Below are 12,385 nucleotides of genomic sequence, written 5' to 3'. Positions count from 1 at the left end.
CAATAGCGTTTTTCACTAGCGACTCCCATGACTGATAACGCTGTCCTTCGCCTGCGCGCCGAACGTCTCGCGCGAGCTACCCGCCCTTTCCTTGCGCGCGGCAATCGCATCCGCCGCTGCCAGCGCTGTCTGCTGCCGCTCAAGCAGTGCCTGTGCGCCACGTTAACCTCGGCGCAGGCCGCCAGCCGCTTCTGCCTGGTGATGTTTGATACGGAACCGATGAAGCCCAGCAACACTGGCCGGCTCATCGCCGATATTCTGCCAGATACCGAAGCGTTTCAGTGGTCGCGTACCGAACCGCCGCAGGCGCTGCTCGATCTGGTCGCCCATCCTGATTATCAGCCCATGGTCGTATTTCCGGCCTCCTATGCCGGGCCGGAGCGCCAGGTCCTGAGCGCGCCGCCGTCCGGTAAACCGCCGCTGTTTATCATGCTCGACGGCACCTGGACCGAAGCGCGCAAAATGTTCCGTAAGAGTCCTTATCTCGACGCGCTGCCGATTATCTCCGTCGATCTGTCGCGCATCTCTGCCTACCATCTGCGCGAGGCGCACGCCCAGGGACAATATTGTACCGCGGAAGTGGCCATCGCCCTGCTGGATCTGGCGGGCGATGCCCCGGCCGCCGCTGCGCTTGGCGAGCACTTCACCCGCTTCCGGACCCGCTATCTGGCGGGAAAAACCCAGCATAAGGGCAGTATCACAGCGGGCCAGGTGGAAAACGTTTAAAATCATTCGGTCACTGGGATGAAAGGAGACCGGTATGAGCCAACGAGGCCTGGAAGCGCTGCTGCGACCAAAGTCCATCGCCGTTATTGGCGCATCAATGAAGCCGCAGCGAGCTGGCTATCTCATGATGCGCAACCTGTTAGCCGGCGGCTTCAATGGCCCGGTGATGCCGGTCACCCCCGCCTGGAAGGCGGTTCTTGGGGTACTGGCATGGCCTACCATCGAGAGCCTGCCGTTTACGCCGGATCTGGCGGTGCTCTGTACTAACGCCAGGCGTAATCTCGAATTGCTCGAAGCCTTAGGGCAAAAAGGCTGCAAGACCTGCATCATCCTCTCTTCGCAGCCGGAACAGTACCCGGCGCTGCTCGAATGCGCCGCGCGCTATCAGATGCGTCTGCTCGGCCCCAACAGTCTCGGACTGCTGGCCCCATGGCAAGGGCTGAACGCCAGCTTTTCACCGGTGCCGATCCATCGCGGTAAACTGGCCTTTATCTCGCAGTCGGCCGCCGTCTCCAATACTATCCTTGACTGGGCGCAACAGCGCGAGATGGGTTTTTCCTACTTCATCGCCCTGGGCGATAGCCTGGATATTGATGTCGATGACCTGCTGGACTTTCTGGCCCGCGACAGCAAGACCAGCGCCATTTTGCTGTACCTCGAGCATCTCAGCGACGCGCGCCGCTTTGTCTCCGCCGCGCGCAGCGCTTCGCGAAACAAACCTATCCTGGTGATTAAAAGCGGCCGTAGTCCGGCGGCGCAGAAGCTATTGCACGCCAATTCCGGGATGGACCCGGCATGGGATGCGGCCATTCAGCGCGCTGGTCTGCTGCGGGTGCAGGATACCCATGAGCTGTTCTCTGCGGTGGAAACCCTCAGCCACATGCGCCCGCTGCGCGGTGAAAAACTGATGATCGTCAGCAACGGTGCGGCGCCGGCGGCGCTGGCGCTGGATGAGCTTTGGTTGCGAAACGGTAAGCTGGCGACTCTCAGCGAGGAGACGCGCGACGCCCTGCGCCAGGCGTTGCCGGTTGGCGTGGAGATCGCCAACCCGCTGGATCTACGCGATGACGCCAGTAGCGAACACTATCAGCGGGCGGTGAATGTTTTGCTCAACAGTCAGGACTATGACGCGCTGCTGGTGATCCACTCTCCCAGCGCCGCCGCGCCGGGCACCGAGAGTGCCCTGGCCCTGATTGACGCTCTGAAGCATCACCCGCGCGGTAAATATGTCACCGTGCTGACCAACTGGTGCGGCGAATTTTCCTCGCAGGAAGCGCGACGTTTATTCAGCGATGCCGGCCTCCCTACCTACCGTACGCCGGAGGGCACGATCACCGCTTTTATGCATATGGTGGAATACCGTCGCAACCAGAAACAACTGCGCGAGACGCCGGTGCTACCAGACTCCTTAACCGCCAATACCAGCGAGGCGCATGCTCTGCTGCAGCAAGCGATAGAAGACGGCGCCACCACGCTGGATACTCACGAGGTCAGCCCGGTGCTTCGGGCCTATGGCATCCACACGCTGCCAACCTGGATTGCCGCTGACAGCGCGGAAGCGGTGCATATCGCTGAGCAGATAGGCTATCCGGTTGCGCTGAAGCTGCGTTCTCCGGATATCCCGCACAAATCGGAAGTACAGGGGGTCATGCTCTATTTGCGTACCGCCGCCGAGGTGCAGCAGGCTGCAGATGCGATGATCGATCGCGTCAAACTGGCCTGGCCCCAGGCGCGCATCCATGGATTGCTGGTGCAAAGCATGGCCAATCGCGCTGGCGCCCAGGAGCTAAGAGTAGTGGTTGAGCACGATCCCGTCTTCGGCCCGTTGATTATGCTGGGCGAGGGCGGCGTGGAGTGGCGGGCCGAGGACCAGGCCGCCGTGGCGCTGCCGCCGCTGAATATGAACCTGGCGCGTTATCTGGTGATCCAGGCGATCAAAAATAAGAAGATCCGCGGCCGCAGCGCCTTGCGCCCGCTGGATATCGCTGGCTTAAGCCAGCTGCTGGTTCAGGTCTCGAACCTGATCGTCGACTGCCCGGAGATCCAGCGCCTGGATATTCATCCCCTGCTCGCCTCCGGCAACGAGTTTACGGCGCTGGACGTTACCCTGGGGCTTGCTCCCTTCAGCGGCGACAGTGAAAGCCGTCTCGCTATTCGTCCCTATCCGCACCAACTGGAGGAGTGGGTGGTGATGAAAAATGGCGATCGCTGTCTGTTCCGGCCGATCCTCCCGGAAGATGAGCCACAGTTGCTCGCATTTATCGCCCAGGTCACCAAAGAAGATCTCTATTATCGCTATTTTAGTGAGATCAACGAATTTACCCATGACGACTTAGCCAATATGACCCAGATCGACTACGATCGAGAAATGGCGTTCGTTGCCGTCAGGACCAGCGCAGAGAAGAGCGAGATCCTCGGCGTGACGCGGGCGATCTCCGATCCCGATAATATTGACGCCGAGTTTGCCGTTCTGGTCCGTTCAGATTTAAAAGGGTTAGGCCTGGGGCGAAGGTTGCTGGAAAAGCTGATCGCCTATACGCAAAGCCATGGCCTGCAGCGCCTTAATGGTATTACGATGCCAAATAACCGAGGCATGATAGGCCTCGCCAGAAAGCTGGGATTCACCGTCGATATTCAGCTGGAAGATGGGATTGTCAGCCTGTCGCTGCCCCTGAATCAGGGATAATCGCGCGACGCTGACCGCAATTGTTGACCACATTAGCGGGTAGTAATGGTATTATTGCCCGCTTACGTCGTCTGCATGGTACAGAAGACCCTTCAATAAACAGAGAAGAAACGCACTGTGATGTTGTCAAAATTTAAGCGTAATAAACATCAACAACACCTTGCCCAACTCCCTAAGCTTTCTCAGTCAGTTGATGATGTAGAGTTCTTTTACGCCCCTGCGGAATTCAGGGAAGCGTTACTGACCCGGATTGCCCACGCCACTCAGCGTATATGCATTATTGCGCTCTATCTGGAGCAAGATGATGGCGGAAAAGGAATTTTGCAGGCCCTTTATGACGCCAAACGCCAGCGTCCGGAACTGGATGTCCGCGTTCTGGTGGACTGGCACCGCGCTCAGCGTGGCCGTATCGGCGCCGCCGCCTCTAATACCAATGCCGACTGGTATTGTCGGATGGCCAATGAAAATCCAGGGGTAGATATCCCCGTTTACGGCGTGCCGATTAACACCCGGGAGGCGCTCGGCGTTCTCCATTTCAAAGGCTTTATTATTGATGACTGCGTCCTCTACAGCGGCGCCAGCCTGAATGATGTTTATCTGCATCAGCATGATAAGTATCGCTATGATCGCTATCAGTGCATCCGTAACGGCAAAATGGCGGACATCATGTTCGACTGGGTCGACAACAATCTGGTTCAGGGGCGCGGCGTTAACCGTCTCGACAGACCGGATCGGCCAAGAAGCCCGGAAATCAAAAACGACATTCGCCAGTACCGTCAGGAGCTCCGCGACCGCAGCTACCATTTTGTCGGCACCGCTGGTGACGAAGAACTCTCCGTCACCCCGCTGGTAGGCCTGGGTAAATCGAGCCTGCTGAATAAAACCATCTTTCACCTGATGCCCTGTGCCGAACACAAGCTGACGATCTGCACCCCCTACTTCAACCTCCCTGCCGTACTGGTAAGAAATATCATCCAGCTGCTGCGCGACGGTAAACAGGTGGAGATTATTGTCGGCGATAAAACGGCTAACGATTTCTACATTCCTGAAGATCAGCCGTTTAAAATCATCGGCGCCCTTCCCTATCTGTATGAGATCAACCTGCGGCGTTTCCTCAGCCGGCTGCAGTATTATGTCAATACCGATCAGCTGATCGTCCGCCTGTGGAAGGATGACGATAACAGCTACCACCTGAAAGGCATGTGGGTTGACGATGAGTGGATGCTGCTCACTGGCAACAACCTGAACCCGCGCGCCTGGCGGCTCGATCTGGAAAACGCCATTCTGATCCACGATCCAAAGCGGCAGCTGGGGGCCATGCGGGAGAAAGAGCTGAAGCTCATCCGCACCCACACCACGGTAGTGAAACATTATCGGGATCTGCAAAGTATCGCCGACTATCCGGTGAAAGTGCGAAAACTGATCCGCCGCCTGCGGCGGATCCGCATTGACCGGCTGATCAGCCGTATTCTCTGACTATCAGCCCCGCCTCGACGGGGCTTTTTTCTGGAAGCGCTATGCGTACGATAATAGTGATTGCTTCGCTGCTGTTAACCGGCTGCAGCCACATGGCAAATGATGCATGGTCCGGTCAGGACAAAGCCCAGCATTTTCTGGCCTCAGCGATGCTCTCTGCCGCTGGCAATGAATATGCGCAACATCAGGGTTACAGCCGGGACCGCAGCGCGGCTATCGGCCTGATGTTTTCCGTCAGCCTTGGCGCCTCAAAAGAGCTTTGGGACAGCCGCCCGGCTGGGAGCGGCTGGAGCTGGAAGGATTTTGCCTGGGATGTCGCCGGCGCGACCACCGGCTACGCTGTATGGCAGTTGGCTCATCAGTAAGCGTTACAGACGCAACCCCTTCCCTTTGCGATGCAACATCAGGGAGACAAGGAAGGCAATGGCGGCCATCACCGTCACATACCAGTAGAACGCGTGCTCTATCCCTGCCGACTTAAGCGACAGCGCGACGTACTCCGCAGAGCCGCCGAACAATGCGTTCGCGACGGCATAGGACAACCCGACCCCAAGCGCGCGAACCTGAGCCGGGAACATCTCTGCTTTCAGGATGCCGCTGATCGAGGTATAGAAACTGACAATCAGTAAGGCGCAGATCACCAGGCCGAAGGCGGCATAGGGTGAGCTCACTTTTTGCAAGGCGCTGAGAATAGGCACGGTAAATAACGTCGCCAGCACGCCAAAGCACAGCATGGAGGTCCGGCGGCCAACTTTATCCGAGAAGGCGCCGAATAGCGGCTGAACCAGCATATAAACGAACAGCGCCGCGGTCATGATCACGCTGGCGGTGCTGGCCGTCATGCCCGCCGTGTTGACCAGATACTTTTGCATATAGGTGGTGAAGGTGTAGAAGGTCAGCGATCCGGCGGCGGTAAAGCCTAACACCATCGCAAAGGCCCGGCGATTGCGCCACAACCCTTTAAATGAGCCAGCCTCTTTCAGCGCCCGGGTCTCCTGCTTCGAGGTTTCGTCCAGCTGGCGACGCAGCCACAGCGCGACGATAGCCAGTACCGCCCCGAGGGCAAAAGGAATACGCCATCCCCAGGCATGGAGATCTTCATCGCTAAGCACCTGCTGGAGCGCCACAACCACTAATACAGCCAGCAGTTGACCACCAATCAGCGTAACGTACTGGAAGGAGGCATAGAAGCCTTTCTTACCCTCCACCGCGACTTCACTCATATAGGTCGCACTGGTGCCGTATTCTCCGCCAACAGACAGCCCCTGGAACAGACGCGCCAGCAGCAGCAGCGCCGGGGCCCAGGTGCCGATCACCGCATAACCCGGCAGACAGGCAATCACCAGTGAGCCAAAGCACATCATGCAGACCGAGATAAGCATGGACGTTTTACGTCCCCGGCGGTCAGCGATCCGACCAAACAGCCATCCACCGATAGGACGCATCAGAAATCCGGCGGCAAATACGCCTGCCGTTTGCAGCAGTTGGGTGGTGGTATTTCCGGATGGAAAGAAGATGTGCGCGAAATAGAGCGAGCAGAATGAGTAAACGTAAAAATCAAACCATTCAACCAGATTCCCCGAGGAAGCGCCAACAATTGCCCAAATACGACGACGGGTATCGGCCAGTTCCGGCGCGCCCCGTTCGGTAATGCTACTTTCTGTCATTGTTATATTGCTCCAGCAAAGACTGCAATCTGTCTTGTCGGGCGTACCACGTCACGCAGACAAATTAATTAGTAAACTGAATGTTATATAATTGTTATATTTTTATATGTGATTGGATTCACATTTTTTTTTCGCAAGCACGGTTTTCGCGATCATCGCCAGCGCAGGGGCAGGGAAAAAGTGGATTATGGCGAAGGGATTGCCATGACGGGGTTTTATTTTGCGTTGAAAGGAGATAATGGAGCGGGCATGGCGTAATTTTCGCCGGAGGCGGTGCTGCGCACTTTGTCCGGGGTACGGTTTTGTAGCCCCGGCAAGCGCAGCGCCACCGGGGGAGATATACCCCACACAGCAAAAAACCCCGCACCTTTCGGGACGGGGTTCTTTTTAAACGCAAAAACAAAAAGCCCGGTCTTTCGACCGGGCTTTCTGCTTTATTTGATGCCTGGCAGTTCCCTACTCTCACATGGGGAGACCCCACACTACCATCGGCGCTACGGCGTTTCACTTCTGAGTTCGGCATGGGGTCAGGTGGGACCACCGCGCTAGTGCCGCCAGGCAAATTCTTTGTGCTCAGTACGCAATTCTTTATCGCATCAGCCGCGTTGCCTGCGCTCGTAAAGTCAGTCACATACTTCAGTATGCTCCTTCCTTTCCGCCGCTTGTCGCCTTGCTGCTGCGCAAATTATTGCGTACTCAACTCTGAATCTAAGCTGAAAATTCTCTCAAATCCGCCAAAACATCTTCGGCGTTGTAAGGTTAAGCCTCACGGTTCATTAGTACCGGTTAGCTCAACGCATCGCTGCGCTTACACACCCGGCCTATCAACGTCGTCGTCTTCAACGTTCCTTCAGGAGACTTAAAGTCTCAGGGAGAACTCATCTCGGGGCAAGTTTCGTGCTTAGATGCTTTCAGCACTTATCTCTTCCGCATTTAGCTACCGGGCAGTGCCATTGGCATGACAACCCGAACACCAGTGATGCGTCCACTCCGGTCCTCTCGTACTAGGAGCAGCCCCCCTCAATTCTCCAGCGCCCACGGCAGATAGGGACCGAACTGTCTCACGACGTTCTAAACCCAGCTCGCGTACCACTTTAAATGGCGAACAGCCATACCCTTGGGACCTACTTCAGCCCCAGGATGTGATGAGCCGACATCGAGGTGCCAAACACCGCCGTCGATATGAACTCTTGGGCGGTATCAGCCTGTTATCCCCGGAGTACCTTTTATCCGTTGAGCGATGGCCCTTCCATTCAGAACCACCGGATCACTATGACCTGCTTTCGCACCTGCTCGCGCCGTCACGCTCGCAGTCAAGCTAGCTTATGCCATTGCACTAACCTCCTGATGTCCGACCAGGATTAGCTAACCTTCGTGCTCCTCCGTTACGCTTTGGGAGGAGACCGCCCCAGTCAAACTACCCACCAGACACTGTCCGCAACCCCGGTGAGGGGCCAACGTTAGAACATCAAACATTAAAGGGTGGTATTTCAAGGTTGGCTCCACGCAGACTGGCGTCCACGCTTCAAAGCCTCCCACCTATCCTACACATCAAGGCTCAATGTTCAGTGTCAAGCTATAGTAAAGGTTCACGGGGTCTTTCCGTCTTGCCGCGGGTACACTGCATCTTCACAGCGAGTTCAATTTCACTGAGTCTCGGGTGGAGACAGCCTGGCCATCATTACGCCATTCGTGCAGGTCGGAACTTACCCGACAAGGAATTTCGCTACCTTAGGACCGTTATAGTTACGGCCGCCGTTTACCGGGGCTTCGATCAAGAGCTTCTCCTTACGGATAACCCCATCAATTAACCTTCCGGCACCGGGCAGGCGTCACACCGTATACGTCCACTTTCGTGTTTGCACAGTGCTGTGTTTTTAATAAACAGTTGCAGCCAGCTGGTATCTTCGACTGGTCTCAGCTCCACCCGCAGGGGCTTCACCTACACACCAGCGTGCCTTCTCCCGAAGTTACGGCACCATTTTGCCTAGTTCCTTCACCCGAGTTCTCTCAAGCGCCTTGGTATTCTCTACCTGACCACCTGTGTCGGTTTGGGGTACGATTTGATGTTACCTGATGCTTAGAGGCTTTTCCTGGAAGCAGGGCATTTGTTACTTCAGCACCGTAGTGCCTCGTCATCACACCTCAGCCTTGATTATCCGGATTTGCCTGGACAACCAGCCTACATGCTTAAACCGGGACAACCGTCGCCCGGCTAACATAGCCTTCTCCGTCCCCCCTTCGCAGTAACACCAAGTACAGGAATATTAACCTGTTTCCCATCGACTACGCCTTTCGGCCTCGCCTTAGGGGTCGACTCACCCTGCCCCGATTAACGTTGGACAGGAACCCTTGGTCTTCCGGCGAGCGGGCTTTTCACCCGCTTTATCGTTACTTATGTCAGCATTCGCACTTCTGATACCTCCAGCATGCCTCACAGCACACCTTCGCAGGCTTACAGAACGCTCCCCTACCCAACAACACATAGTGTCGCTGCCGCAGCTTCGGTGCATGGTTTAGCCCCGTTACATCTTCCGCGCAGGCCGACTCGACCAGTGAGCTATTACGCTTTCTTTAAATGATGGCTGCTTCTAAGCCAACATCCTGGCTGTCTGTGCCTTCCCACATCGTTTCCCACTTAACCATGACTTTGGGACCTTAGCTGGCGGTCTGGGTTGTTTCCCTCTTCACGACGGACGTTAGCACCCGCCGTGTGTCTCCCGTGATAACATTCTTCGGTATTCGTAGTTTGCATCGGGTTGGTAAGTCGGGATGACCCCCTAGCCGAAACAGTGCTCTACCCCCGAAGATGAATTCACGAGGCGCTACCTAAATAGCTTTCGGGGAGAACCAGCTATCTCCCGGTTTGATTGGCCTTTCACCCCCAGCCACAAGTCATCCGCTAATTTTTCAACATTAGTCGGTTCGGTCCTCCAGTTAGTGTTACCCAACCTTCAACCTGCCCATGGCTAGATCACCGGGTTTCGGGTCTATACCCTGCAACTTAACGCCCAGTTAAGACTCGGTTTCCCTGCGGCTCCCCTATACGGTTAACCTTGCTACAGAATATAAGTCGCTGACCCATTATACAAAAGGTACGCAGTCACACCCGAAGGTGCTCCCACTGCTTGTACGTACACGGTTTCAGGTTCTTTTTCACTCCCCTCGCCGGGGTTCTTTTCGCCTTTCCCTCACGGTACTGGTTCACTATCGGTCAGTCAGGAGTATTTAGCCTTGGAGGATGGTCCCCCCATATTCAGACAGGATACCACGTGTCCCGCCCTACTCTTCGAGTTCACAGCCTGTGCATTTTGGTGTACGGGACTATCACCCTGTACCGTCGGACTTTCCAGACCGTTCCACTAACACACAAGCTGATTCAGACTCTGGGCTGCTCCCCGTTCGCTCGCCGCTACTGGGGGAATCTCGGTTGATTTCTTTTCCTCGGGGTACTTAGATGTTTCAGTTCCCCCGGTTCGCCTCGTTAACCTATGTATTCAGTTAACGATAGTGCAACGAATTGCACTGGGTTTCCCCATTCGGACATCGCCGGTTATAACGGTTCATATCACCTTACCGACGCTTTTCGCAGATTAGCACGTCCTTCATCGCCTCTGACTGCCAGGGCATCCACCGTGTACGCTTAGTCGCTTAACCTCACAACCCGAAGATGTTTCACTTCTGATTGCGAAAATTTGAGAGACTCGAACACACATTAACTGTGTGTCGTTTCAATTTTCAGCTTGATCCAGATTTTTAAAGAGCAAATATCTCAAACGTCACCCGAAGATGAGTTTTGAGATAGTTCGGCACGCGTCTTTCACTCACGAACCAGCAAGTGGCGTCCCCTAGGGGATTCGAACCCCTGTTACCGCCGTGAAAGGGCGGTGTCCTGGGCCTCTAGACGAAGGGGACACTGAAGTCTCAATCGCAAGACGCCTTGCTTCTCTACTTTCATCAGACAATCTGTGTGAGCACTACAAAGGCAGGTTCTTTAAGGTAAGGAGGTGATCCAACCGCAGGTTCCCCTACGGTTACCTTGTTACGACTTCACCCCAGTCATGAATCACAAAGTGGTAAGCGCCCTCCCGAAGGTTAAGCTACCTACTTCTTTTGCAACCCACTCCCATGGTGTGACGGGCGGTGTGTACAAGGCCCGGGAACGTATTCACCGTAGCATTCTGATCTACGATTACTAGCGATTCCGACTTCATGGAGTCGAGTTGCAGACTCCAATCCGGACTACGACATACTTTATGAGGTCCGCTTGCTCTCGCGAGGTCGCTTCTCTTTGTATATGCCATTGTAGCACGTGTGTAGCCCTGGTCATAAGGGCCATGATGACTTGACGTCATCCCCACCTTCCTCCAGTTTATCACTGGCAGTCTCCTTTGAGTTCCCGGCTAACCGCTGGCAACAAAGGATAAGGGTTGCGCTCGTTGCGGGACTTAACCCAACATTTCACAACACGAGCTGACGACAGCCATGCAGCACCTGTCTCACAGTTCCCGAAGGCACCAATCCATCTCTGGAAAGTTCTGTGGATGTCAAGACCAGGTAAGGTTCTTCGCGTTGCATCGAATTAAACCACATGCTCCACCGCTTGTGCGGGCCCCCGTCAATTCATTTGAGTTTTAACCTTGCGGCCGTACTCCCCAGGCGGTCGATTTAACGCGTTAGCTCCGGAAGCCACGCCTCAAGGGCACAACCTCCAAATCGACATCGTTTACGGCGTGGACTACCAGGGTATCTAATCCTGTTTGCTCCCCACGCTTTCGCACCTGAGCGTCAGTCTTTGTCCAGGGGGCCGCCTTCGCCACCGGTATTCCTCCAGATCTCTACGCATTTCACCGCTACACCTGGAATTCTACCCCCCTCTACAAGACTCTAGCCTGCCAGTTTCGAATGCAGTTCCCAGGTTGAGCCCGGGGATTTCACATCCGACTTGACAGACCGCCTGCGTGCGCTTTACGCCCAGTAATTCCGATTAACGCTTGCACCCTCCGTATTACCGCGGCTGCTGGCACGGAGTTAGCCGGTGCTTCTTCTGCGGGTAACGTCAATCGCCAAGGTTATTAACCTTAACGCCTTCCTCCCCGCTGAAAGTGCTTTACAACCCGAAGGCCTTCTTCACACACGCGGCATGGCTGCATCAGGCTTGCGCCCATTGTGCAATATTCCCCACTGCTGCCTCCCGTAGGAGTCTGGACCGTGTCTCAGTTCCAGTGTGGCTGGTCATCCTCTCAGACCAGCTAGGGATCGTCGCCTAGGTGAGCCGTTACCCCACCTACTAGCTAATCCCATCTGGGCACATCTGATGGCATGAGGCCCGAAGGTCCCCCACTTTGGTCTTGCGACGTTATGCGGTATTAGCTACCGTTTCCAGTAGTTATCCCCCTCCATCAGGCAGTTTCCCAGACATTACTCACCCGTCCGCCGCTCGTCACCCGAGAGCAAGCTCTCTGTGCTACCGCTCGACTTGCATGTGTTAGGCCTGCCGCCAGCGTTCAATCTGAGCCATGATCAAACTCTTCAATTTAAGTTTGATGCTCAAAGAATTAAACTTCGTAATGAATTACGTGTTCACTCTTGAGACTTGGTATTCATCTTTCGTCCGAGGACGTTAAGAATCCATGTCACTTTGAGTGCCCACACAGATTGTCTGATAAATTGTTAAAGAGCAGTTGCGACGCGCTTTAGCGCTCTGTCGCGAGGTCCCGTATAATACGTTTTCCTCATTCAGAGTCAAGCGCTTATTTTGCTTTTCTCTGTCGGCTTTCAACGTCGATTTCCGTCGCTGAATCCTCCTGGCCCGGCGGCTTGTTTGCCG

General features: G+C 55.3%; 5 protein-coding genes, 1 tRNA gene and 3 rRNA genes. 4 read left to right on the top strand and 5 right to left on the bottom strand.

Annotated features, from left to right (window positions below):
- Positions 1 to 27: 27 nt before the first annotated feature.
- From tapT to DR88_RS07090, 4 genes are all read left to right on the top strand, one after another.
- A complete protein-coding gene (gene tapT, locus DR88_RS07075; protein WP_004899905.1) occupies positions 28 to 726 on the top strand; it encodes a tRNA-uridine aminocarboxypropyltransferase in 699 nt (232 codons plus the stop codon).
- Between the two features lie 34 nt (positions 727 to 760).
- Entirely contained in the window at positions 761 to 3,412 is a 2,652-nt protein-coding gene (locus DR88_RS07080) for a bifunctional acetate--CoA ligase family protein/GNAT family N-acetyltransferase (RefSeq protein WP_004149373.1), read from the top strand.
- A gap of 120 nt (positions 3,413 to 3,532) precedes the next feature.
- Positions 3,533 to 4,888 (top strand): CDP-diacylglycerol--serine O-phosphatidyltransferase, encoded by a 1,356-nt coding sequence (pssA, locus tag DR88_RS07085; RefSeq protein WP_002914094.1) that lies wholly within the window; start codon positions 3,533 to 3,535, stop codon positions 4,886 to 4,888.
- 41 nt (positions 4,889 to 4,929) lie between these two features.
- Entirely contained in the window at positions 4,930 to 5,253 is a 324-nt protein-coding gene (locus DR88_RS07090) for a YfiM family lipoprotein (protein WP_002914095.1), read from the top strand.
- Between the two features lie 3 nt (positions 5,254 to 5,256).
- Here the strand turns inward: DR88_RS07090 and DR88_RS07095 are convergent, their stop codons facing one another.
- The 5 genes from DR88_RS07095 to DR88_RS07115 all read right to left on the bottom strand — a co-directional run bounded on the left by DR88_RS07095 (position 5,257) and on the right by DR88_RS07115 (position 12,094).
- Positions 5,257 to 6,555 (bottom strand): MFS transporter, encoded by a 1,299-nt coding sequence (locus DR88_RS07095; protein WP_004144368.1) that lies wholly within the window; start codon positions 6,553 to 6,555, stop codon positions 5,257 to 5,259.
- A 443-nt stretch (positions 6,556 to 6,998) separates the two neighbouring features.
- Positions 6,999 to 7,114 (bottom strand): 5S ribosomal RNA (rrf, locus tag DR88_RS07100).
- A gap of 196 nt (positions 7,115 to 7,310) precedes the next feature.
- Positions 7,311 to 10,212 (bottom strand): 23S ribosomal RNA (locus DR88_RS07105).
- A 182-nt stretch (positions 10,213 to 10,394) separates the two neighbouring features.
- Positions 10,395 to 10,470, bottom strand: a tRNA-Glu gene (locus tag DR88_RS07110).
- Between the two features lie 85 nt (positions 10,471 to 10,555).
- Positions 10,556 to 12,094 (bottom strand): 16S ribosomal RNA (locus DR88_RS07115).
- Together the 16S, 23S and 5S rRNA genes with 1 tRNA gene alongside form the textbook arrangement of a ribosomal RNA operon.
- Positions 12,095 to 12,385 lie beyond the last annotated feature (291 nt).

This window comes from Klebsiella pneumoniae (assembly GCF_000742135.1).
Lineage (GTDB): Bacteria > Pseudomonadota > Gammaproteobacteria > Enterobacterales > Enterobacteriaceae > Klebsiella > Klebsiella pneumoniae.
Note: the sequence above shows the minus strand (reverse complement) of the source record. Positions and strands in the feature narration are given on the sequence as shown.